Genomic DNA, 23,315 nt, shown 5'->3' on the forward strand with positions numbered 1-23,315 from the left:
CTTTTCGTCTGCACGTGAGGCCTAGCGCTGCTAACTAGTGCATCCATGCAACTGGCTCTGCTAGGCCACCGGGTGCGCGCCCTTTTGGGGGAAGGCGGGAGGCCCATCAAGAGATGGCTCAGCGCTCCGGAGCAATGTGTTCAGCGTAATCGTACAAGGCGCCCAGAATCTCCTGCGCGCGCTCGTCGTCGGCCGTCTCCGAGAGTTCGTCGATTTCGGTGAACAGTTGCTCGACCGTGCGCGCACCGCCCTGCCCGTCAAACAGGCAGGCAGCGCGATGCGCCTCCCAGCGCTCCTGCTCCTCGGGCGACAGCGTCTGCGGAAAGTTGCGCGCCCGGTAGCGCCACAGCAGCTCGGCCAGGCGCGGGTCGTCAAAGTGGGCACGGGCCTTGGCCAGCTTGTCGCCGCTCAGGATGCGCAGGTCGTTCAGCAGGCGCCGGTCGTTGTTGCCCACAAACCCGCCGTACAGGTCCTGGTCCACATCGGGCGCTGGCTCTTGCGGGCGGGCAAACACCGCCGGCCAGATGCCGCTCATGTCGGGCAGCGCGCGCGCCATCTCGGCGTGTTGTGCGGCCTGGGCCAGGTCGATGCCCCAGCGCTGGGCCAGCGCGGGCGTGAGCGTGTTCACATTGCCCACCACCATGGGCGACTTGTTCAGGTGGATGGTCTTGATGGGCAGACGCGTGACCCCCTCGGGCAGCGCATCGACCTTGCTGAACATGCGTAGGCGAATGTCCTCCACATTCAGCGTGGCCAGCTCGCGCGGGTCGTGGGCCAGGTCCCAGGCGATCAGCTCGTTCTTGTTGGTGGGGTGGCTGGCCAGCGGCCACATCACCGCCAGGCAACCGCGCTCGGTGGGGAACATGCCCGACACATGCAAAAACGCCCGCGCGGTGGCCGTGATGGCAGGCAGGCGCAGCTCGGCGGCCACGCGGTCTTTCTTGTGAAGGCTGAGGGCAAAGTCGAACAGCTTCGTGTTGTGCTGGCGAATCAGCCGCGCCAGCGCAATGGTGGCGCGCACGTCCGACAGCGCATCGTGCGCGGCGTCGTGCTGCAGGCCGTTGGCCTTGGACAGGTGCTCCAGCTTGAAGCTGGGGGTCACGCCGTCCTCCTTCTTGGGCCAGGTGATGCCGTCTGGCCGCAGCGCATAGGTCATGCGCACCACGTCCAGCAGGTCCCAGCGGCCGCACTGGTTTTGCCACTCGCGTGCATAGGGGTCGATGAGGTTGCGCCAGAACATGAAGCGCGTGATCTCGTCGTCAAACCGGATGGTGTTGTAGCCCACGCCAATCGTGCCGGGCTGCGCAAACTCGGACTCGATGCGCGCGGCAAACTGGTGCTCGGGCACGCCCTGCTCCAGGCACTGCTGGGGCGTGATGCCGGTGATGAGGCACGACACGGGGTCGGGCAGATAGTCGTTGGCAGGCTGGCAGTACAGCATCAGCGGCTCGCCGATTTCGTTCAACTCGGCATCGGTGCGGATGGCCGCGAACTGCGCGGGCCGGTCGCGGCGCGTGTTGGCGCCAAAGGTTTCGTAGTCGTGCCAGAGAAAGGTGTGGGGCGCCATGGTCGGTAGGCTAACAGGGGGCTGCAGGCGGCGGCTTGCGCACGGCGGGCGGTGCGCAAGGCAATAAAGCCGCCACTGTAACCGTATTTTTCAGCGTTTTTGGCCGCAAGCGCTAGTGGAACATGCGCAAGCAGCTATCAAAAACATAGTAAGCATATTCACCGTACGGACTGATGCACATTCGCATCCGGCACACAGGCTGGCACGCGGGACAATGGCGCATGCCCAGTTTCATTGCTTCCCCTCGCCCCGTGGGGCGCTCCACCGCCCTGCCCCTCGCTGCCCAGCGCGCCCACGCCCCCGCAGGCGTTGCCGGAGTGGCTCTGGCAGCCGCCCTCGCCCTGGCGGGCTGCGCGTCAACCCCCAGCGCCACCCCCACACCCGCAGCCAAACCTGTGGCGGCGGCCCCTGCGGCCCCAGCTCAGACAGCTTCGCCCATACCAGCCGCCACACAGCCGCAAGCCAGCCCCGATGCTGACCACACCGCCGGCTTTGCCCAATGGCTGACCACCTTTTCGGCCCAAGCGCTGGAGGCCGGCATTCGCCCGGCCACCGTCCGCGACGTGCTCGGCAAGGCACAGTGGCTGCCCCGCGTGGTCGAGCTGGACCGCGCCCAGCCCGAGTTCACCCGCACCCCGTGGGCGTACCTGGACAGCGCCGTCTCCCCCCAGCGCATCGCCCAGGGACAGGCCCAGTTAGCGGCGCACAGCGCGGCACTGCAGGCCGCAGCCGCCCGCTACGGCGCACCGGCTAGTATCGTCACCGCCATCTGGGGCATGGAGAGCAACTACGGCAGCAACTTTGGCACCTTCCGCACGGTGGACGCACTGGCCACCCTGGCGTACGAAGGGCGCCGCCGCGCCTGGGCGCAGACCGAACTGCTGGCAGCGCTGCGCATCATCGACCAGGGCGACATCGCTGCCGACCGCATGATCGGATCGTGGGCCGGGGCCATGGGGCACACGCAGTTCCTGCCCTCGGTGTTTCTGGCCTATGCCGTGGATGCCGACGGCGACGGGCACCGCGACATCTGGGGCAGCGTGCCCGATGTGACCGCGTCCACCGCGCATTTCCTCGCCCGGTCCGGCTGGAAATCTGGCGAGCCCTGGGGTGCCGAAGTGCAGTTGCCCCCCACGTTCGACCACGCCCGCGCCGACCACGCCGTGCGCCAGACCACGGCCCAGTGGGAGACCGAAGGGGTGCGGTCCATCGACGGGACGCCCCTGCCCGACCTGGCTGGGGCCTCCATCATCACCCCTGCGGGTGCACTGGGCCCGGCGTTTTTGGTGGGCAACAACTTTCGCACCATCCTGCGCTACAACAACTCGGTCAACTACGCGCTGGGCGTGGCGCTGCTAGCGCGGCAGATCGACGGCGGGGGCCCGGTGGCAGCCCCGTGGCCCCGCGACATCGAACCGCTGTCGCGCGCACAGCTGCAAGCCCTGCAAGAGGCCCTGAACCGCAAGGGCTTTGCCGCAGGCACCCCCGATGGCGTGATGGGCCCCGCCACCCGCGCGGGCCTGCGCGGCTACCAGCGCAGCCTGGGCGTGGTGGCTGATGGGTATCCGACGTTGGAACTGCTACAAAAGCTGCAGGCGCCCTGAAGGCCGCACGGCACCTGCAGGTCGCCCGTGTTTTTCAGGGCTTCAACAAATCCACCAGAAAGCCTTGCACCGGCTGCCTTGCCGCCCGCAGGTTCAGCAGCGTGTGGGGCGCGCCGGGGATCAACACCACGCTGGCCTGCGGATGGTCTTTGAAGGCCCGGGCGCAATGCCCGCTGGCCGAGGCGTTGCCCAGCCAGGGGTTGGTGGGTGAAAAGAAGGGGTCGGTTGAGCTGATGACATTCAGCACCTGCTGCCCCGGCACCACGGCCGTGTCGGGCCGCTCCACAAAGTAGTTGTCCTCGCAGCTCCACGAAAAGATGATGCGGCCCGCAAATTCGGTGCCGCCGTACCGTGCCACAGCCGTCGCGCCCTCGCTGGTGCCAGCCAGCACCAGGCGCTGCATGTCCGCCCAGGGCTGGGTCTGCAAGGTCTGCAGGGCCAGGGTGATCTCCGACCGACGCAGCGCGTGGATTTTTTCGTACACCTCCTTGCTGGCGGGCGACTTGTAGGTCACGCGGTCAGGCAGCGCAAACGAGTCGGGCGCCACACTCGCAATGCCCAGGCTGCCCAGCCATTGCTGCCACTCGCCAATCGCCTTGAGCCCCAGGCCCGACGAGCCATGCAGGAACACCACCACGGGCACCTTGTTGCGCGTCGTGGTGGGCGCATCCTTGAACGCCCCCACATAGGCGGCGCCTCCGGTGGCCTGGGCGGGCAACACCAACTGCGCCCCGGCCATCACGCCTTTGGCAGACGCCTCGGTATGAGCCGTCGCCGTGCCCTTGACCTCCCCTGCAGGTGTTTGGGCTTGGGCCGCATGGAGGCCCAGAGACAACAGGATGGCAAGAGATAGGGCCGAGAACTTTTTCATGGTGCAACTCCTTTGGGGTTGCACTGTAGAAAGCGGCACAATTCCTGTCCAATGCATCAATTGGTGCAATTCATAGCCAAGCAGTATGAATCTCACCCAACGCCAGCTGCGCATGTTTGTGACCACCGCCGCCTTGGGCAACATCTCCCGCGCCAGCGAGGTATTGCACATCAGCCAGCCCGCGCTCACCCGCGCGCTGCAAGAGTTTGAGAGTCAGCTGGGGGTGGCGCTCTTTCTGCGCACCACCCGCCAACTGGCCTTAACGCCCGAGGGCGAGCGATTTCTGCCTGTCGCCCAGCGGTTGCTGCACGACCTGACGGAGGCTGCCGCCCTGATCCAGGGCGAAGCCACCGGCCAACGCGGCTCGGTCAGCCTGGCGGTGGGCGAGGCGTTTGGCTGCACCGTGCTGCCCGACATCCTGCAGTCCTTCGTTAAAACGCACCCCGGCGTGCGGGTGCGCGTGGTCAACGACAACAGTCAAGGCATCACCCGCCGCGTGGCACAAGGCGAGGTGGACTTCGGCATTGGCTCCCCCGTAGGCCGCACCGAGGCCCTGCGCTTCACCAAGCTGCTGAGTGCACCGCTGGGCCTGCTGTTCAACCCCGAGCTGCACCAGCTCAAGGCCTGGGTCCGTACCCAAGCCTTGGGCGACCTACCCCTGCTCAAGGAAAGCAGTGACACCAGCATCGTCAGCGTGCTGCGCGCCCAGGGCTCCGAACTGGTGGCACACATGGACCCTGGGGTGGAGGTCTCCAGCCTCGCCCTGCAACTGGCCATGGCGCGGGCTGGCGTGGGCATTGCGGTGATGTCCGCACTGGGCGCATCGCACCGGGACGCTGCCGACCTGCGCTTTTCGCCCCTGCGCCCTACGGTGCAGCGCGAAGTGTTTGTGATGCAGCAGCGGGACCGGGCGCTGTCAGTGCCGGCGCGGGGGCTGATAGAGGCGGTGGTTGCAGGGGCAACAGGCGCGCGGGTGCACCGGTTGGTGAAGTTTGGGGAGTGAGCCGGCCCCCTTAGGCTTGGCGCTCACAAAGAGCTGACGGGTTTCGCACCCCGATTGCCGGAATTACCCCATTGAGGCCAGCCTCCATGCAACTCTCAAGGGCTGCTTTACAGCGATAGCGGTCTTCCAGTCAGGTGGACACGGACGACCGCAATACGTGACTTCGCAGTCGTTGAAGACTCACAAGATATCAAGCTCGAAAAGTCTCTCTCACCTATCTACGACTGTGCGTTCGAACAGGTGAAGTAGGCGATTGCTCAAATCACGGCTCACGGCAGGAACACCGATGAGGCTGCAGCGCTCCTTGCCAAAATGACTGCGGAACGCGAAAGCACATGCGCTTCTTTCGAGCAGGTTCTGGCGGATGTAACGTCACCACTGAGGCGGGGCCTCTCGACAGTTGCTGAGGGGCTGACTTCAGCCATCCTTAGGCCGTCCATCAGCCACTCCGTTCTCTAGAGCGCCATATGACTTTCACGACCGCAGTTGCAGTGCACCAAGCATTGAGTTGGCGCTGTATCGATCAAGCCCTCCACCAACATTTCAGAGCAGCCCATAAGCTGCTGCGCTTGGATGTGTTGGAGGATTCTTCGCGTTGTTGCAGCAGCTTCTCTGCGCTGTCCACTTGTGGCGCGTTCACCGTTGTTGCCTTGTTGAAGTAGGCGTCCTTGCTCCTTCGGTCGCTCATCCGCCCACGGTTGATGTCAGCGTCCGACATAGCTCCCGCCCACTCGATCAGCCCTTCGTCGATGAAATAGTGGGAGCGGCACGGGAAACTCCAGTTTCCGATCGATGGTCTCAGCGACACCGACTCTCCATCAAAAATCAACCGCCAGTCGGTAGGCGACAACGGCGTCACCACTTCCTCGCCGCAGCCACAGGCGCACTTGTGGATAGCAGTTGCGCACTCGAGTGAAACGTAGATGATGCCCTGTTCCATCGTGTTGGGAATTTCCTCCACGAACACATGCGACATGCGCTGCGGCGGCTTCATTCCGTCACCTCGTCAGTGGTCAACAGATTCATGCTGGTGGAGTAGGTAGAGTGGTGCTCGCCCTCTTCGTCAGCATAGAACCCGCAGATCTTCTTCCACTTCACCACGGCCATGATTGCGTTCATAGCATTCAGGTCGGCGATCTGGATATTCTGGTTGTAGGCATCCTCTTCGTCTCGATCTGCCATGGGGATCCGCGAGGCGATGTGTTCCGTGCGATCAGGCGTGACCGTGGTCACCCGGCACACCGCCAGCAGTTGGTGAGCCTCGCCAGCGACCTCGACGCCCATGCCCACGTCGATAAATGAGGAGCCGTTTGCAACAAGTGCCGCCGCGATCATCTGACGCACGCTGCCCTTGTCCACGCAGATGAACACCATATCGAAGCCAAGGATGGCATTGATGTTGGTCTCGTCCACGTAGCAGTGATGGGCCACGATGCGAGCGTGCATGTTCGAATAGATGGCCTTGAACCACTCAACTTTGGGAGCCTTTGCTTCCAGCTGGGCCAGTGACGGCGCTCCTGGAGCCCGGAAGGCGTTGTGCTGCATGAACACGTCGCCATCGAACAGATGGATCTCCGTCGCTGGCGTTTTCGCCAACTGATCGAGCAAGTAAGACCCCGTTCCTCCCAGTCCAATGATGGCTACGCGGCGAGCAAGACGCATCGAGAGCGCCTGGATGCCCGCGCGGCTCGATGCCGTATCGACGTAGTGAAACACCGATTCGTCAGTTGATGCTGCCACCGGGCGAAAGGTCTGCGCCTTCAGGTCTGGATCGCGAGATCGCGCGGGAGCGCCGATCACCTCGATGTAGCGGGTCATCTTGTGGTGGTAGTCGGCGTAGCCATCGGCGGGCTTGTTCGAGAACGAGTGGTCGGTGACAATGCCACAGCCGAGATCGGTCTTGTTGCTCGCGTGCTTGATCTGCGCCATCTCCGTGCCGTTCAGATTGCACGGGTGTTCGCCCACAAAGTGAGCGACGTGGGAGTCTGGCCTGGCCGTGATGTCACCGGCCAGAGTCAGATTCGACACCAGGGTGCCCATCGCAGTTTCGCCGCGGGGGTTTACGTATGGGACCGAGTGAACAAGCAGATGGCCTGCCCGCACCTCGATCTCATACCCCTCGTCGCGAAGCCGCTTGAGGTCGGGGCTACGATTTATCAGTTGGAGTGACATTGAAGAGCATCCCGTCTTTGATGTAGACCGAACCGTTCTCGACCACCGTGCCCTGCGGGTTGCTGGCCGGACCGCGCTTGAAGCTCACCGTGTACACACGGGTTTCGGTCGTCGGCGCACCCGGGAAGGCCAGTTGCACAATTTCCTCGAAGGTCAGGATCTCAGCGTGGACCTGGTGAGGCCGGCTGTTCACCTTGACCGTAATCGTGCGCAGTCCGGTATAGAAGCGCTCCACGCCCGGCGACGAGAGGTCGAGGAGCTCGGTGTCGCCAATCAAGCGGTCCTGGCCGCCACGCACATCGAGCCAGACCACATAGGTGCCGAGGTCAACCCCCGCCAGCTTTTTCAGCGTCAGGCCCGAAATGCGCGTCGCGCCCCACTCGATCGTCTGGTCGTTGAGCAGCAGGCGGAAAGAACGGTCATTGCGGAACACCAGGAAGCGCTCAGCGCCAGCACTGCGCAGATCCACCGTTTGATCGGGCTGAACCTCCTGCAGCAGCCCCGCCAGGGTGACGAAGAACACCAGGTGCTCCACCGGGTCGGTGATGCCTGCCGCACTCAGGATCTGGCGACCGGTAGGAACCGGGTCATCAATCACCGCCGGGCGGAAGTTCAGTTGCTCGTCGCCGATCAACATGCCGTATGGGCCGTGGGCCCGGATTTCGCGTCCAGCAGCCAGCGCGTGCTGCACGTCTTCCACACCATCTTCAAAGTGTTTGGCCATGGGGCCCGTCCTTTCTACAACGCAAGGAATCTCGCGCCGTGCCGCTAATGTTAGTGAGCTTGCTAAGTTTGTCAAGCGTTTTTGAGCATGCTTGAAATATTTAGCAGAAACACTAGACTGTTGATGCCGGGCGACGGACGATGCCCGTTCGCCGCTGTCGGCAGTTACAGAGGAGACTGTGAAGCCAACACTGGGCCAGTACCTGGCATCCATCCGCCACGATCGCAAGATGTCGCTCAGGCAGGTGGAAGAAGCCAGCGGAAAGGAGATATCGAATGCGTATCTCAGCCAACTTGAGACAGGGAAGATCAGCAACCCAAGTCCCAACGTGCTGAACACGATTTCGGAGATCTATGAAATCGACTATGTCCAATTGATGGAACTTGCGGGTTACTTATCCCCCAACGCTGCACGCGATGCAACGCAGCGCCACGGACGAGTAGCGACGTTCGCGGAGCACAACTTGACCCCCGAGGAAGAGGGTGCTCTTTTGAAGTATCTGAAATTCTTGAGGATGGACCAGCCACCATGAGAAAAGAGGACGACAGCAGTTTGCGCCCCGACGAACTACGGGCAGTTGAAGAGCGCGCCAAGCAGTCGCTGAACAAGGCGGCCGCCTGGGGGCGTTTTCCGACGCCCGTGGACGATATCGTTTCGGCGGCCAAGCTGCGTGTCGCCCCTAAGGGTCTTTTTGATCCAGAACGCTTGCTGGCCTTCGCCAAGCAGCAAACTGCAAAGGCCTTCTTTGCGGTCAAGGCTGCGATATCGAAGGTCCTCGGGCTCTACGATGCGAATGAGCAAATCATCCACATCGATGAGTCCGTAGGCCCGAGCAAGCAAAAATTCCTGAAGCTTCATGAGACCGGACACCATGAGCTTCCCGCGCATCGGAAGATCTTCACGTTCTTCCAAGACTGTGAGAAGTCGCTAGCGCCCGAGATCGCTGATCAATTCGAGCGAGAGGCCAACAACTTCGCTCGCTTCGCCTTGTTCCAAGGCACTACCTTTCAACTCATGGCTGCGGATAGCCCAATGGGCATCAAGTCCCCCATGAATCTGGCGAAAAAGTTCGGCGCATCCAACTACGCTTCTGCTCGCGAGTTCGCACGAACCAATCATCGACCCTGCGTGGTCTACATACTCGAGCCAATCAAAACGCCACCTGGCAAACCCGCTTACGCCGAAGTGCGCAGGGTCGAGACGTCACCCAGTTTCGCAGCACAGTTCGGTTCCCCGGTTGATGTGCTTATTGACTCCGATCACGCGCTGTATCCACTTTTGCCAATCGGCAAGAAGATGACTGCGCCGACTTCACTGGTTTACAGCGACAAAAATGGCGATCACCATGAATGTTTGGGCGAGGCCTTCGACACTACGCACAACATTCTTCTGCTGGTATATCCGACGAAGTCGCTGACAGGATCGACCATCGCCGTACCAAGCCAGCTCGTTCTTCCGTAGTGCGTGGCTGCTACCGCCCCTGAAGCGGTGATCGCGATCCGGCCTTAAGGCTGATACCGCAGCACTACGTGATGCGAACCTACTTTCTCGAAAGACAGGTGTCGCCTTAAGCCGTCGCTCGCCTCTGCAGGTCTGGGTGACCGCAATCAGCCTGAAACGGTCATATCGCAGAACCCATCAAGTGACTTTTCAAAGCCGACAGCGCTGCCCGTCCATCAAGGGCAGCCGGGTTACAAGAACCACCCCTCAATGAAAATCCCGGCTCCTTTGCAGCGCCTGCCCCATGCGGCCCAGCAGCGGTGTCAAGTCCTTGAAGCGCTGTGCCACCAGGTGGCGCACCACCGCCGTACTGCCGGGTGCGCCAGCGCTGCATTGCCACACCCCCTCCACCGCCAGCAGCTGTGACCGCAGCAGCGCATTGCGCCATACATCGACCATGGCGGGCCAGACGATGACATTGACGGGGCCGGTTTCGTCCTCCAGCGTGACGAACATAGTGCCCTTCGCGGTGCCGGGGCGCTGGCGCACGGTGACGATACCGCAGGCGCGCACCTTGCGGCCGTGGGCGACGCTGTGCAGTTGCAAAGCGGTTTGCAGGCGCCAGCGGGCCAGGCGAGGGCGCAGCAGGGCCAGGGGGTGGCGGCGCAGCGTCAGGCCGGTGGCGGCGTAGTCGAACAGGATTTCTTCACCCTCGGGCGCCTCGGGCAGTTGCAGCGGGGCCTCGTGCACGGGCACGTCGCGCCACAGGGGCGGCGCGCTGTGCTGGGCAGCGGCGTCCCACATCTGCTGGCGCCGGTGGCCGGACAGGCTGGCCAGGGCGTCGGCAGCTGCCAGGGCCTGCAGGTCTTGCTGACTCAGTTGGGCACGCAGGGCCAGATCTTCGGTGCTGGCAAAGTCGGGGCCTGTGGCGCGGGCTTGCAGCAGGCGCTTGGCAGCGTCTGCGTGCAGGCTGCCAACCAGCCGCAGGCCCAGGCGCACAGCGGGCTGAGGCAGCGGCGGCGCGCCCAGGCCGCGTGCGGGGCGCAGCGGCTCGGGCTCGCCCTCCAGCGTGCAGTCGATGTCGCTCACGGTCACGTCGATGGGCAGCACGCGAATGCCGTGGCGGCGGGCGTCCTGCACGAGTTGCGAGGCGCTGTAAAAACCCATGGGCAAGGAGTTGAGCAGCGCCGCCAAAAAGCAGGCGGGCTCGTGGCACTTGAGCCAGCTGCTGGCATAGGCCAGCAGCGCAAAGCTGTGGGCATGGCTTTCAGGAAAGCCGTATTCACCAAAGCCCAGCATCTGCTGAAAGATGCGGTCGGCAAATTCGGCGGGGTAGCCCCGGTCTTTCATGCCTTGTTTGAGAGGCTCTTCAAAACGATGCACGCCGCCCTTGCGCTTCCAGGCGGCCATGGAGCGGCGCAGGTCGTCGGCCATGCCGGGGGTGAAGCCCGCCGCGATCATGGCGATCTGCATCACCTGTTCCTGAAAGATGGGCACACCGAGCGTGCGCGCCAGGGCGTCTTCCAGCTCGGTTTTTTCGAGTTGAAGTGGTTCACCCCTGCGCCGGCGCTCGCGCGCCTGCAGGTAGGGGTGCACCATGCCCCCCTGGATGGGGCCGGGCCGCACGATGGCCACCTCGACCACCAGGTCGTAGAACTGGCGGGGCTGCAGGCGGGGCAGCATGCTCATTTGCGCGCGGCTTTCGATCTGGAACACGCCCACGGTGTCGGCGGCGCAGATCATGTCGTAGGTGGCGGGGTCTTCGTGCGGGATGTCTTTGAGACCCCAGCGCTCGCCGCGCAAGGCTGCGCGCAGGTTGAGGCAGCGACGCAGCGCGCTGAGCATGCCCAGGGCCAGCACATCGACCTTGAGCAGCCCCATGTCATCCAGGTCGTTCTTGTCCCACTGGATGACGGAGCGGTCCTTCATGCTGGCCGGCTCCACCGGCACCAGCCGTGTGAGCTTGCCCTGGGTCAGTACAAAGCCACCCACATGCTGGCTCAGGTGGCGCGGAAAGTCTTTCAGCTCGGCGGCCAGCTCCAGCCACAGCCGGGCGGTGTGCGGGTGCAGCGACACGCCCACCGCCTGGGCCAGCTCCTGCAGTCGGTCGGTGGCAAAGGTCTCGTCAAACCAGTGGTGGTCTTTGGCGAACGCATCGACCAGCGCGGGAGCTACGCCCAGGGCCTTGCCCACATCCCGCAGGGCGCTGCGCGTGCGGTAGCTGGTGACCACGGCAGCAATGGCGGCGCGGTCGCGGCCGTATTTGTCGTAGATGTACTGGATGACTTCTTCGCGCCGGTCGTGCTCGAAGTCCACATCGATGTCGGGCGGCTCGCTGCGCTCCTTGCTGATGAAGCGCTCGAACAGCAGGTGGGTGTTCTCGGGCGGCACGGCCGTGATGCCCAGCATGTAGCAGACCACCGAGTTGGCCGCGGAGCCGCGCCCCTGGCACAGGATGCCCACGCTGCGCGCAAACCGCACGATGTCGTGCACGGTCAGGAAATACATCTCGTACCCGCAGTGCGCTATCAGGTCGAGCTCTTTGCGGATCTGGTTCAGCACCCTTTGGGGGGCGCCCTGCGGGTACTCGCCCTCCACGCCGGTCTGCACCAGCCAGGCCAGCGCCTGAGCGGGGGTCATGCCCTCGGGCACGGTCTCCAGCGGGTACCGGTACTGGATCTCACTCAGGCTGAAAGTGCAGCGCCCGGCCACGGTGAGCGTGGCCGCCAGCAACTCGGGCGGGTAGATGCCCGCCAGCCGCACGCGCTGGCGCAGGTGGCGCTCGGCATTGGGCTGCAGCGCAAAACCGCACTCAGCCACAGTGCAGCCGAGTTGGACGGCGGTGATCACGTCCTGCAGCGGCTTGCGCGAGCGGGCGTGCATATGCACATCGCCCGCAGCCACCAGCGGCAGCTGCAGCGCGGCCCCCACGCGCTGCAGCGTGGCCAGCCACAGGCTGTCATCGGCCGCCTGGTGCAATTCGACCGCCAGCCACACTTGTGGAGCATTTTGAGAGCCCAATTGGCTGGTAGCGCTAGTGATACATGCGCTGAGCGCTACAAAATCAGAAGCATCAAAGCGCTGGCGACAAGGTGCCAGCAGCAGCTCGCACCCCTGCAGCAAGTGCCAGGGGCTGTCCGCCGCCACACGGTATTGCCCCTTGGGCGCGGCGGCCCGGGCGGCGGTGATGAACTCGCACAGGTTGCCCCAGCCCCCGGCATCGCGGGCCAGGGCCACCAGCCGCAGGTCGCCCCACAAAAACTCGCTGCCCACGATGAGGTGCAGGCCACATTCCTTCGCCGCCCCCCAGGCGCGCACCACCCCGGCCACCGAGCATTCGTCGGTCAACGCCAGCGCCTGGTAGCCGATTTGGGCAGCACGCACCACCAGCTCTTGAGGATGCGATGCGCCGCGCTGAAAGCTGAAGTTGGACAGGCAATGCAGCTCGGCATAGCCTGGCAGCTCGGCCATGCCTGCGGCAGGTGCAGCGGCTGCAGGCACAACAGAAGCCTGCGGAGAATGTCGGTGCGTCAAACCCATGGACAACCACCCTGCCCGCTCAGCCAAAGATTCCGTGCAAGAACCAGCGGTGTGGCCGAGCCATCGCTGGCGAGCCCTCCAGCGCAGCCGTCAGGCGCTCGCGAAACACCCACACCAGCCCCGCCACGTCGTTGTAGGCCACAAAGTAATCGCGCAAGGCCAGGTCTGCGCAATGGGGTGCTGGATCCACCGCATCGTCCATGGCAGACCACCAGCCCGCCTCCAACCGGTGGGGCCCGGCCAGCAGGCGCAGGAGGCCGTGATGGCAAGGACGGTTGCCTTGCACGGCCAGCTGCCGGGGCGGGTTCAGCAGCCAGGTAGGCAGCAGGGGGGCATCCGGCGCAATGCCCTGCGGCACACGGCCCACAGCATGAGGACCTGCAGAACGGGCGGGCGTGCCCAGCCATTCTGCCGCAGGGCGCCACTGCTGCATGCGTTCGGGCCGGTGGTCGGCCAGTAGCACCGGGGCCACCACATGGTCCGCCCCCAAGCGGGCCGACAGGCGCTCCAGCAGTTGGTGCAGGGCCTCGCCGGGAGCGCCGGCGGACTCGGGGCTGCCATGGCTTGCTGGGTCGCGCCCACCCACCTCCCCCGGGGGCAGCAGGCTGGCACTGCGGTGCGGCAGCGGGGCCGATTCGAGCAGGCGCAACGTGATCTGGTGGACCGGGGCGGCCAGCTTGGTGCTCGCTAGGTTTTCGGCCAGCAGGCGCCGCAGGTGCGCCAGGTCGTGGGTGGCCTGAGCGGTGCGCACCTGCAGCGCCTGGGAGGCGGGCAGCACCACACCATCGATGCGCCGCAGGTCGTGGCGCCAGGCCAGCTCCAGCGCCAGCACGCCCTGCTGGCGCGCCTGCAGCCAGGCCTGCAGGGCTGTCAGGCTGCGGCTGGCGCTCCACAGCAGTGCGTCGGCCGACGCGGCCAGGGCGGGCAGCTCGGTGGTCAACACAAACTGCTCAGGCAGTTGCAGCCAGGCATGGGCCTCGGGGGCGTCGCCCAGGGCCTGGTCCAGCACCTGCAGCACGCCCGCGCCCAGGCGCCGCGCGACGCCAGCACGCGGCAAGGCCCGCAGCGCGCCCCAGGTGCGGCAGCCCATACGCTCCAGACTGGCCACATGGGGGCGCAGTGCTGTCAGCGTGTGCAAGGGCAGACTCTCTACCCTGCTCTGCGGTGGGCAGGGGCGCCCTGCCAGTGCCATGCGCAGCCTGGCATGGGCCACCAGGGCGGTGGGGCCTGTGCCCCACACCGTCGGCGCATGAAGCGGCAAAGCCGGGGTCTGTCCACAGGAAGGGGCAAGCCCTTCCGCGCTGCGGACGCGTGGAGGCGCAGCGCCCTCCCCTTCGCACCGGGCAGCAGCCTCGGCCCAGGCTTGCAGCACCAGGGCCTGCAGCGCCTCGCGCCCGCCCCACAGGCGTTCGGTGGTGGACACCTCCAGCAACACCGCCTCGCCATCGGCCAGTGCCACACGCGGCGTGAAACGCAAGGCCCACCAGCCAGCGGCGGCCTGGAGTGCGCCAGCACTTTTGTCCGTGCCCATACCCGTACCTGGCAAGGCGGCAGGCTCATCGGACCAGGGCAATGGCAGAGCGATCCAGTGCATGCCTGCTCCCTTCTGGCCGGCCTCCGGGTCGGCCTCCTGGCTGCTCTCCGGGCTGGCCTGGGGGCTGGACTGGAGGCACGTGGCGCGCCAGCGCCCCCGCCAAGGCCCCGGCTACACGGACGGACGCAGGCTGGCGCCCTGCCAGCAGAGCCCTGGCGGCTTCTTGCGCCGCGCGGCGCCGCTCAGCCTGCGCCACCAGTACCTGCGCCAACTGCGGATGGCAGCCCGGCAGGTGGAGCGCCTGCGCCAGCGGAGGCCCCCGGCGCTTGAGGATCTGCACCTGCATGCCAGGGGCAGCGGCGGCATCTCCTGGCAGGGCCAGCCCCTGCACTTGCAGCCGCAACTGGGCGGGCGACGCATGCGGCACTTGCTGCGCCTGCAACGAGGCGGCCACCGAACGAAACACCCACAACAATTGCTGCTGCTGGGCCGCCGCCAGTTGCAACCGCCGCAGTGCCGCAGGTTGCGCCTGGGGCAGCCAGGCCATGACGGCCAGCACGCCCTGGCAGCGCAGCGCCTGCTCGGCCGCCCACAAGGCGGCCATGGGGGAGTCGGCGCGCACCACACACACCCGCTCTGCGCGCAAGCCCTGCGATTGCAAGGCCGGGACAAAAGGCTCACAGGGCGGCGCCACCAGCACGATGGCCCCACTTTGTTTTGCCGTGGCCTGCACCAGCGCAGGCAGCAACAGTTGCCATTCATGCAAGCCCGCCAGGGGCTGCAGCACCTCGCTCAGGGCTCCCACAGGCCAGCCACCGCCCGGCAGTTCGGCATCCAGCGCGGCATACCCTGTGGGCAGCACACGCGGCGTGCCGGCCCCCAGCGCGTCGGCATGCCACACCCCAGCAATGGAGGCGGGCAAATGGGACGCAAGCCGCAAGGAAGGGCGTGGCGCAGGCATGGTCGTAGGGGATTCAGGCAACAAGAACACTGTAAATATAACCAGTATTTTGCTGCTTGGGTGGGTCTGAAGGCGAAGACCCACCCAGGACGCCGGTTTGCGAAAGCCGACGCAAGTCGGCCCACCGCCCACGCGTTCAGGGCGGCGCTGAGGGGGCGCTAGCAAGCACCGTCAACCGGGGCGCACTCTTGAAAGAGCCCCTCGGGTTGGTGGTGTCGATCCCAGCGTCGGTTTACAGCGTACGCATCGCCCAGTCGCACCAGTCCGCCACTGCCGCATCGGCAGGCGTGGCGCGGTCCGAGAGCTGGGGCCAGCGGCGGTGGCTGGCGTTCAGGATGCTTTGCAGCTGCCACAAGGCTTCGCGCCCCACCAGGGCGACCTCGGCCATGCCAATGGCGTCGCCTTGCAGCTGCGCCAGCAATTCCCCCTGGTGCCGGGGGTGTGAGCCCGCTTCGATCAAGGCCTTTTGCAATGCCATGAGGCGGGAATCGGCAAACGCAAAGGCGCTGCCTGCAGGAGACTTGGCCCCCGCGTCTGGGGGTAAGGCTGCCTTGAGCTGGTCCCAGTAGGCAAAGGCTTCGGCCAGCAACTCGATCTGGCGCGGGGCGTCGTTACCCAGGGGCATCAGGGCCGATTCGCGGACCACTTCTTCTTGTAGCAGCGGCAGGATGAACGCCACCAAGGCCGAAGGAAACTTGCGGTGGTTGAGCCGCAGCACCAGCGACAGCCGCTGTGCGGGCATGTCGTCGTATTTTTCGTAGAAAGCGGCCACCACCTCGGCCAGCAGCAGGATGCGGCCCATGGGCGTGATGTCGGCCCCCAGCAAGGCGCGCGGATAACCGCTGCCGTCCATACGCTCGTGGTGCTCCAGCACAGCGACCTCGGCGGCGCGTGGGTAGACTTGCGTGTCGCGGATCATGAGCATGGCCGAGATGGGATGGGCCACCAGGTGCTTGCGCCCTACCCCCACCACCTTGTGGTCCGGGTCGTCCCAGGCCGGGTCCATGTGCAGCACCCCCAGGTCATGCAGCAGCGCAGCGGCCGCCACCGTGCTGCAGTCGCGCTCACTCAGCCCGCTTTTGAGTGCCAGAAACACCGCCACGGTGGTCATCACCAGACTGTGCTGGAACAGCGTGGGCCGCTGGTCCCGCATCACCGTGAGCTTGCAGGCCATGGCAGAAGGCAATGGCAAGGAACGCAGGGGTGCCAGCAACCGGGCGCCTGAGCCCAATGCCTCGGCCAGCATGGCGGGCAGGGTTTCCTGCTCGATGAGCGTCTGGCCCAGGGCCAGCAGGGCCGGTACGTCCACCGGGTTTTCGATGGACAGATGGCGATCAATGGGTTCACGCAGCTTGTGCTGTACCAGGCGGTCGTACAGACGGCTGTCGATGCGTGCCCCCTTCTCTACCAGCTTGATGCCGTTATCGGTGTAGATGGCAGCACCTGCGACCACCGTACGCCGGTCGGCCATGTCGGTCAGCGCACGCAAGTAATGGGGGCTGTCAGCGTCCTCGGCATCCGCTGAAAGAAGAATATCGGTCATGCAAGCAACACAAATCGTTACTTCGCACTATATGGGGTTCTCTTGCAAGGCACTGACTCGCATGGCGCGATACAGACACGCAATCTTGATGCACATCAAGTGGCAGGCCCTGCTACCTGCACTTGTTTTGGCCGCATGGAACGCATTGCACGCCTCTATTCCCCTGCGCAAAACCTGCTTCCACCCAGGCTTTCCGGGGTGGAAAAGCCCCTTGTCACCCCAATGTCATTGTCCCAAATGGAAATCAGGGTTTCCATGAGGCAATGTCGCCGAAAGCCCATTTTTTGGCGCCCTCAGTCAGTCAGTCTTGGGTAAACCCTGAAAAGTTCCGTGCGGATTGTTCACAATACTGGAACAGTTAGTTCGCGACCCGGTGGTTTTTCTCTGCACCCCACCGGCGTACAGTTCACCCCATCGATGAGCCGAACCCGCAAGGCGACTCACCGAACCCGGTCCCAGGCAGCTTTCTTTGTTTTTGGCGCTTTGTTCCGGTTTTTTGAGCCGCTTCTTTAACTTCAAGGATTTCCATCATGAACAACACCGCACGTTTCCTCTCCATCGCCGCTGTCGCTGCTTTCGCTTCTTTTGGTGCCCAGGCTGACGAAGCCGATGCTTCGCAATTCGCCACCAAGTTCGAAACCAACCGCACCCGCGCTGAAGTGCAAGCCGAAGCCGCTACCGTGGCACAAACCCGCTCCATCGAACCCGCTGGTTCGCGTGTGGTGACTTACAAGTCCACGGCTGACCGTGCTGCCGTGCGTGCCCAGGCTGCTGAAGCCGTGCGTACCGGCCAGATTTCTTCGGGTGAGCGCGGCTGATTGACCAGGGGCGGCTGAATCTGCCGCTCTGGTTGCGCCGTATCTCTCAGTACCCAAGTCCCTCTTTTTCAAATTTTCCGGAGTTTCACCATGAACAAGGCTGTCCGTTTCCTGTCCGTTGCTGCTGTTGCCGCTTTCGCCGCTTTTGGCGCCCACGCTGATGAAGCCGATGCTTCGCAGTTCGCCACCAAGTTCGAAACCAACCGCACCCGTGCTGAAGTGGCTGCTGAAGCCGCTACCGTGGCCCAAACCCGCAGCCAAGAGCCTGCTGGCTCGCGTGTGGTGACCTACAAGTCCACCGCTGACCGCGCTGCTGTGCGGGCCCAGGCTGCTGAAGCCCTGCGCACCGGCCAGATCTCTTCGGGCGAAATCGGCAACGCGATGTAATTGCCACAGGCCCCGTGCGCACGGCATGGGGGCTTCGTGAAAGAGCTGTGCAAATGCAAAAGGCCGGGGCCCTGTGAAGGGCCCCGGCCTTTTTTGTGGCGCCACTACGATAGTGGCCCAACGCTCAGGGGATCAGCGTGACGCCGGTCTTGGCCTGGAGGGCCTCAAAGGTCACGCCCGGAGCCAGCTCCACCACCTTCAGGCCCTGAGGCGTCACGTCCAGGACGGCCAAGTCGGTGATGATGCGGTCCACCACGCCCACGCCCGTGAGGGGCAAGGTGCACTGGGGCAGGATCTTCAGGTCCTCGGTGCCGTCCTTCTTCTTGGCGACATGCTCCATGAGCACGATCACGCGCTTGACGCCCGCCACCAGGTCCATGGCGCCGCCCATGCCCTTGACCATCTTGCCGGGAATCATCCAGTTGGCCAGGTCACCCTTTTCGCTGACCTGCATGGCACCCAGGATGGACAGGTTGATCTTGCCGCCACGGATCATGGCAAACGACTGGTCGCTGCCGAAGATGGACGAGCCCTTGATGGTCGTCACCGTCTGCTTGCCGGCATTGATCAGGTCCGGGTTCACCTGGTCTTCGGTCGGGAAGGGACCGATGCCCAGCATGCCGTTCTCGGACTGCAGCCACACTTCCTTGTCACCGGTGAAGTTGGCCACCAGCGTGGGGATGCCGATGCCCAGGTTCACATAAAAGCCGTCTTCGAGTTCTTGGGCCGCACGGGCGGCCATCTGGTCTTGGGTCCACGGCATGGTCAGGCTCCTGCTTTCTCGGTGATCGTTCGTTTTTCGATGCGCTTTTCGGGGTTGGCATTGAGCACGATGCGGTGCACGTAGATGCCAGGCAGGTGGATGTCGTCGGGGGCCAGTTCGCCCACTTCCACGATCTTTTCCACTTCAACGATGCAGACCTTTCCTGCAGTGGCGGCGGCGGGGTTGAAGTTGCGCGCGGTGAGGTTGAAGCGCAGGTTGCCCGACTTGTCGGCCACGTCGGCCTTGACCAGCGAGACCTCGGGCACCAGGGAGCGCTCCATCACATAGGTTTCGCCGTCAAATTCGCGCAGCTCCTTGCCCTCGGCCACGATAGTGCCCACGCCAGTCTTGGTGAAGAAGGCCGGAATGCCCGCGCCGCCTGCGCGCAGCTTTTCGGCCAGCGTGCCTTGGGGGGTGAATTCCAGCTCCAGCTCGCCCGCTAGGTACTGGCGCTCGAACTCCTTGTTCTCGCCCACGTACGACGAGATCATCTTCTTGATCTGGCGGGTTTCGAGCAGCTTGCCCAGACCAAAGCCGTCCACGCCCGCGTTGTTGGAGATCACGGTGAGGTTCTTGACTGCCGAATCACGCAGCGCGTCGATCAAGGCTTCAGGAATGCCACACAGCCCGAAACCGCCTACAGCCATGAGTTGGCCGTCTGCAACCACGCCCTTCAGGGCTTCGGCTGCGGAGGGGAATATCTTGTTCACCACGATCTCCTTATGAATGGGATGCGCTACGATACTACGTACTTAAATAAGTAGTTTTCCGTAAAGATTAGCACTATGGAAGTGGATTACCGGCTCGCTTTTGACATGGCTCCCGTGGGGCTGGTGCTGTCGCGCAACCGCACCATGGTCGACTGCAACCGCCATGTGTGCGAGATGTTCGGTGCCTCACGCGAGGTGCTGATCGGCCAGTCGTTCCAGATACTTTATCCGAGCGCTGACGAGTACGAGCGCCTGGGCGCACACATGGAGCCCATCCTGAACGCCAAGGGCCACTATGCGGACAACCGCATCATGAAGCGCGCCAACGGCGAGGTTTTCTGGTGCCACGTGTCGGGCCGCGCACTCAACCGCAATGCCCCGCATGAATCCGGCATCTGGAGCTTTGAAGACCTCAGTTCGCAGCGCACCGTGAAAGCAGAACTCACGGGCCGTGAGCGCGAGGTGGCCGCACGCCTGCTGGAAGGCCTGACCTCCAAGGAGATCGGCCGGGCGCTGGAGATCAGCCACCGCACCGTGGAGATCTACCGCGCGCGCCTCATGCGCAAGTACAACGCGTCCACCGCAGCAGACCTGGTGCAAAAACTGCTCGCAGGCGGCTGAAGCGGGGCGGCCTGTGCGCCGCACCCACCAGTCGCGGGCCTGCTACTTGGCAGGTCCCGCAGGTCCGTCAATGACTTCGGCGGCAGTGCGAAACGCCTCTACCGCCGTCGGCAGGCCGCAATAGACGCTGGCGTGCAGCAGCACCTCCTGCAGTTCCTCGGCCGTGGCGCCATTGTTCAGCGCGCCACGCACATGGCCCTTGAGTTCGTGCTGCTTGCCCAACGCGATCAGCATGGAAACCGTGATGAGACTGCGGGTCTTGCGGTCCAGCCCGGGGCGCTGCCAGACATCGCCCCACGCATTGCGCGTGATGTATTCCTGGATCGGCTGCGTGAAAGAAGTGGCGTTGCCCAGCGCACGGTCCACAAAATCATCACCCATGACCTCCCGGCGGGTGGCCAGGCCTTTTTCGTAGTCTTTGGACGGGGTTGCTGTCACGCGCACTCTCCTTGAAAGGTTGAAACATCAAGGCCCGATGGTAGCGAGCAAGCGCAACGCCCCCGTCATGAAAACCACAGAACAAAAAGCCCGGCGCGTGCACTGCACACACCGGGCTCGATCAAGGCATGCTCAGCCCACCCCATGCCGCCTTTCAACGGCATGGAGCAGAAGCCCTTAAGGTCAGGCGCTGGCGCCGCCTGCGGCCAGGTCAAACCGGTCGAGGTTCATCACCTTGGTCCAAGCCTTGACGAAGTCCTGCACAAACACCGCCTGCGCATCGCTGCTGGCATAGACCTCGGCCAGCGCGCGCAGCACGGAGTTGGAGCCAAACACCAGGTCAGCCACCGTGCCGGTCCATTTTTTGGCACCGGTGCTGCGGTCCACACCATCCAGCACACCTGCTGCGCCCGCCGACTTCTGCCATTGGGTGCGCATGTCGAGCAGGTTCACAAAGAAATCATTGCTCAAGGTGCCGACGCGCTGCGTGAAGACACCATGGGCCGCCTGATCCACATTGGCACCCAGCACGCGCAGGCCACCCACCAGCACCGTCATCTCGGGCGCTGTCAGCGTGAGCTGGTTGGCGCGGTCCACCAGCAGCTCGGCCACGGCGCCTTCCAGGCCAGGGCGCACGTAGTTGCGGAAGCCATCGGCCACAGGCTCCATGACCTCGAAAGAAGGCACATCAGTCTGCTCCTGCGAGGCGTCGGTGCGGCCGGGGGTGAAAGGCACGGTCACCTCCTGCCCGGCATGCTTCGCTGCGGCCTCGACGGCGGCGCTACCGGCCAGCACGATCAGGTCCGCGAGCGAGATCTTCTTGCCGCCGGCCTGCGCGGCATTGAAGTCGCGCTGGATGGCTTCGAGCTGACCCAGCACCTTGGCCAGTTGCGCAGGCTGGTTCACGGCCCAGTCCTTCTGCGGCGCCAGACGGATGCGTGCGCCATTGGCACCGCCGCGCTTGTCGCCGCCCCGGAAGGTGGAGGCCGAGGCCCACGCCGTGGACACCAGTTCCGAAATGGACAGGCCCGATGCCAGCACCTTGACCTTGAGCGCGGCGATGTCCTGTGCGTTGACCAGAGCGTGATCCACGGCGGGAACCGGGTCTTGCCAGATCAGCACCTCGGCGGGGACTTCCGGGCCCAGGTAGCGGGCACGCGGCCCCATGTCGCGGTGCGTGAGCTTGAACCAGGCGCGTGCAAACGCGTCGGCGAACTGCTCAGGGTGCGCCAGAAAGCGGCGCGAGATCTTTTCGTAGGCCGGGTCAAAGCGCAGCGACAGGTCGGTGGTGAGCATGGTGGGCACCAGCTTTTTCGACGGATCGTGCGCGTGCGGGATCGTGGCCGCAGCTCCCTTGGCCGTCCACTGGTGGGCGCCCGCCGGGCTCTTGGTCAGCTCCCATTCGTAGCCAAACAGGTTTTCGAAGAAGTTGTTGCTCCACTGCGTGGGCGTGGTGGTCCAGGTGACTTCCAGGCCACTGGTGATGGTGTCGCCACCCTTGCCAGAGCCATGGCTGCTTTTCCAGCCCAGGCCCTGCTCCTCGATACCCGCGCCTTCGGGCTCCTTGCCCACCAGGGCCGCATCGCCCGCACCGTGGGTCTTGCCAAAGGTGTGGCCGCCAGCAATCAATGCCACGGTCTCCTCGTCGTCCATGGCCATGCGAGCAAAGGTGTCGCGGATGTCACGGGCGGCGGCGACGGGATCGGGGTTGCCATTGGGGCCTTCGGGGTTCACATAGATCAGGCCCATCTGCACGGCGGCCAGCGGGTTGGCCAGATCGCGTTCGCCGCTGTAGCGCTTGTCGCCAGCCAGCCAGGTGCTTTCAGCACCCCAATACACGTTTTCATCGGGCTCCCACACATCGGGGCGGCCACCAGCAAAGCCAAAGGTCTTGAAGCCCATGGATTCCAGCGCCACGTTGCCCGCCAGAATCATCAGGTCGGCCCACGAAATCTTGCGGCCGTATTTCTGCTTGACGGGCCAGAGCAGGCGGCGCGCCTTGTCCAGATTGGCGTTGTCGGGCCAGCTGTTGAGCGGTGCAAAACGCTGCTGCCCTGCCCCTGCGCCACCACGGCCATCGGCCAGGCGGTAGGTGCCCGCGCTGTGCCAGGCCATGCGTACAAACAGCGGCCCATAGTGGCCAAAGTCTGCGGGCCACCAGTCCTGCGAGTCGGTCATCAGCGCCCGAAGGTCGGCCTTCACGGCCGCCAGGTCAAGGCTCTTGAATTCCTCGGCGTAGTTGAAGCCCTCTCCCATCGGGTCGGTGAGCGGCGAGTTCTGGTTCAGGGGGCGGAGATTGAGCTGGTTGGGCCACCAGTCGGCATTGCGGGGGCCCGTGGGCGCGGCCTTGGTGTGGTCAAAGGGGCACTTGGCTTCTGTCGTCATGGGTCATCTCCTGTGAAAGCGCGTCGGCAAAACGTATCGACAGGACAGATGGTAGGAAGCAAACCATGACAGGTAAATTGAATCGATTGAATCGATTGAATAGTAAATTTCAATAAATCAAATTCATGTAGTGATGCGTTTGACCCATTCCTTGAAAACTTGTGCATGAAAGCGGTAGAGCTCGGCACGCGCCCGTAGTACCTGTCTATGAAGCTTCGGCATGTCAAACAATTT

General features: G+C 64.2%; 20 protein-coding genes. 7 read left to right on the forward strand and 13 right to left on the reverse strand.

Annotation, left to right across the window (positions count from 1 at the left end; translation table 11 throughout):
• Window positions 1–118 precede the first annotated feature (118 nt).
• Entirely contained in the window at window positions 119–1,567 is a 1,449-nt protein-coding gene (gene sbcB / locus DNK89_RS02935; protein WP_110958821.1) for an exodeoxyribonuclease I, read from the reverse strand.
• 221 nt (window positions 1,568–1,788) lie between these two features.
• Here sbcB and DNK89_RS02940 point away from each other — a divergent pair, with 221 nt between their 5' ends.
• Window positions 1,789–3,171 (forward strand): lytic murein transglycosylase, encoded by a 1,383-nt coding sequence (locus tag DNK89_RS02940; RefSeq protein WP_370220833.1) that lies wholly within the window; start codon window positions 1,789–1,791, stop codon window positions 3,169–3,171.
• Window positions 3,172–3,205: 34 nt separating this feature from the next.
• Here DNK89_RS02940 and DNK89_RS02945 read toward each other — a convergent pair whose 3' ends face one another.
• Window positions 3,206–4,042, reverse strand: coding sequence for a dienelactone hydrolase family protein (locus DNK89_RS02945; protein WP_110958822.1), 837 nt, complete (start codon window positions 4,040–4,042; stop codon window positions 3,206–3,208).
• Between the two features lie 85 nt (window positions 4,043–4,127).
• Here DNK89_RS02945 and DNK89_RS02950 point away from each other — a divergent pair, with 85 nt between their 5' ends.
• Window positions 4,128–5,045 carry a LysR family transcriptional regulator gene (locus DNK89_RS02950; protein WP_110958823.1) on the forward strand — a complete coding sequence of 306 codons (918 nt, stop codon included), beginning with the start codon at window positions 4,128–4,130 and terminating at the stop codon, window positions 5,043–5,045.
• Between the two features lie 523 nt (window positions 5,046–5,568).
• On the opposite strand, the gene DNK89_RS02955 is transcribed toward DNK89_RS02950, so the two are convergent.
• The 3 genes from DNK89_RS02955 to DNK89_RS02965 are packed head-to-tail and all read right to left on the reverse strand — an operon-like array spanning window position 5,569 to window position 7,941.
• Entirely contained in the window at window positions 5,569–6,039 is a 471-nt protein-coding gene (locus tag DNK89_RS02955; protein WP_110958824.1) for a DUF6527 family protein, read from the reverse strand.
• Window positions 6,036–7,217 carry a ThiF family adenylyltransferase gene (locus DNK89_RS02960; protein ID WP_110958825.1) on the reverse strand — a complete coding sequence of 394 codons (1,182 nt, stop codon included), beginning with the start codon at window positions 7,215–7,217 and terminating at the stop codon, window positions 6,036–6,038. The genes DNK89_RS02955 and DNK89_RS02960 overlap by 4 nt, the downstream gene beginning before the upstream one ends.
• Complete coding sequence (locus DNK89_RS02965; RefSeq protein ID WP_110958826.1) at window positions 7,192–7,941, reverse strand: multiubiquitin domain-containing protein; 750 nt, start codon at window positions 7,939–7,941, stop codon at window positions 7,192–7,194. The genes DNK89_RS02960 and DNK89_RS02965 overlap by 26 nt, the downstream gene beginning before the upstream one ends.
• 178 nt (window positions 7,942–8,119) lie before the next feature.
• On the opposite strand from DNK89_RS02965, the gene DNK89_RS02970 reads away from it, so the two are divergent.
• Together DNK89_RS02970 and DNK89_RS02975 are read left to right on the forward strand one after the other, a co-directional pair.
• The gene (locus DNK89_RS02970) at window positions 8,120–8,473 is read left to right on the forward strand and encodes a helix-turn-helix domain-containing protein (RefSeq protein ID WP_110958827.1); all 354 of its coding nucleotides are present in this window, start codon (window positions 8,120–8,122) and stop codon (window positions 8,471–8,473) included.
• Window positions 8,470–9,402 (forward strand): ImmA/IrrE family metallo-endopeptidase, encoded by a 933-nt coding sequence (locus DNK89_RS02975; RefSeq protein ID WP_110958828.1) that lies wholly within the window; start codon window positions 8,470–8,472, stop codon window positions 9,400–9,402. Before DNK89_RS02970 ends, DNK89_RS02975 begins: the two co-directional genes overlap by 4 nt.
• A gap of 246 nt (window positions 9,403–9,648) precedes the next feature.
• Here the strand turns inward: DNK89_RS02975 and DNK89_RS02980 are convergent, their stop codons facing one another.
• The 4 genes from DNK89_RS02980 to DNK89_RS02995 all read right to left on the reverse strand — a co-directional run bounded on the left by DNK89_RS02980 (window position 9,649) and on the right by DNK89_RS02995 (window position 16,959).
• Window positions 9,649–12,852: an error-prone DNA polymerase gene (locus tag DNK89_RS02980; RefSeq protein WP_110958829.1), complete on the reverse strand. Its 3,204-nt coding sequence runs from the start codon at window positions 12,850–12,852 to the stop codon at window positions 9,649–9,651.
• An 88-nt stretch (window positions 12,853–12,940) separates the two neighbouring features.
• Complete coding sequence (locus tag DNK89_RS02985) at window positions 12,941–14,515, reverse strand: DNA polymerase Y family protein (RefSeq protein ID WP_110958830.1); 1,575 nt, start codon at window positions 14,513–14,515, stop codon at window positions 12,941–12,943.
• Complete coding sequence (imuA, locus tag DNK89_RS02990) at window positions 14,478–15,416, reverse strand: translesion DNA synthesis-associated protein ImuA (protein ID WP_110958831.1); 939 nt, start codon at window positions 15,414–15,416, stop codon at window positions 14,478–14,480. The genes DNK89_RS02985 and imuA overlap by 38 nt, the downstream gene beginning before the upstream one ends.
• A gap of 232 nt (window positions 15,417–15,648) precedes the next feature.
• Window positions 15,649–16,959 carry an HD-GYP domain-containing protein gene (locus DNK89_RS02995; RefSeq protein ID WP_110958832.1) on the reverse strand — a complete coding sequence of 437 codons (1,311 nt, stop codon included), beginning with the start codon at window positions 16,957–16,959 and terminating at the stop codon, window positions 15,649–15,651.
• Between the two features lie 530 nt (window positions 16,960–17,489).
• Here DNK89_RS02995 and DNK89_RS03000 point away from each other — a divergent pair.
• Both DNK89_RS03000 and DNK89_RS03005 read left to right on the forward strand, forming a co-directional pair.
• A complete protein-coding gene (locus tag DNK89_RS03000) occupies window positions 17,490–17,777 on the forward strand; it encodes a hypothetical protein (protein WP_015012218.1) in 288 nt (95 codons plus the stop codon).
• 90 nt (window positions 17,778–17,867) lie between these two features.
• Window positions 17,868–18,164 (forward strand): DUF4148 domain-containing protein, encoded by a 297-nt coding sequence (locus tag DNK89_RS03005; RefSeq protein WP_110958833.1) that lies wholly within the window; start codon window positions 17,868–17,870, stop codon window positions 18,162–18,164.
• A gap of 124 nt (window positions 18,165–18,288) precedes the next feature.
• Here the strand turns inward: DNK89_RS03005 and DNK89_RS03010 are convergent, their stop codons facing one another.
• Both DNK89_RS03010 and DNK89_RS03015 read right to left on the reverse strand, forming a co-directional pair.
• A complete protein-coding gene (locus DNK89_RS03010) occupies window positions 18,289–18,927 on the reverse strand; it encodes a 3-oxoacid CoA-transferase subunit B (protein WP_015014314.1) in 639 nt (212 codons plus the stop codon).
• Window positions 18,928–18,929: 2 nt separating this feature from the next.
• Complete coding sequence (locus DNK89_RS03015; RefSeq protein WP_015014315.1) at window positions 18,930–19,637, reverse strand: CoA transferase subunit A; 708 nt, start codon at window positions 19,635–19,637, stop codon at window positions 18,930–18,932.
• Window positions 19,638–19,712: 75 nt separating this feature from the next.
• Here DNK89_RS03015 and DNK89_RS03020 point away from each other — a divergent pair, with 75 nt between their 5' ends.
• On the forward strand, window positions 19,713–20,258 hold the full coding sequence (locus DNK89_RS03020; RefSeq protein WP_015014316.1) for a LuxR C-terminal-related transcriptional regulator: 546 nt from the start codon (window positions 19,713–19,715) through the stop codon (window positions 20,256–20,258).
• Between the two features lie 42 nt (window positions 20,259–20,300).
• On the opposite strand, the gene pcaC is transcribed toward DNK89_RS03020, so the two are convergent.
• The gene (gene pcaC, locus DNK89_RS03025; RefSeq protein ID WP_015014317.1) at window positions 20,301–20,696 is read right to left on the reverse strand and encodes a 4-carboxymuconolactone decarboxylase; all 396 of its coding nucleotides are present in this window, start codon (window positions 20,694–20,696) and stop codon (window positions 20,301–20,303) included.
• Window positions 20,697–20,879: 183 nt separating this feature from the next.
• Complete coding sequence (katG, locus tag DNK89_RS03030) at window positions 20,880–23,081, reverse strand: catalase/peroxidase HPI (RefSeq protein ID WP_110958834.1); 2,202 nt, start codon at window positions 23,079–23,081, stop codon at window positions 20,880–20,882.
• Window positions 23,082–23,315 lie beyond the last annotated feature (234 nt).

Origin of the sequence: Acidovorax sp. ST3, assembly GCF_003231145.1 — a bacterium.
In the GTDB taxonomy this organism is placed as follows: Bacteria; Pseudomonadota; Gammaproteobacteria; order Burkholderiales; family Burkholderiaceae_C; genus Acidovorax.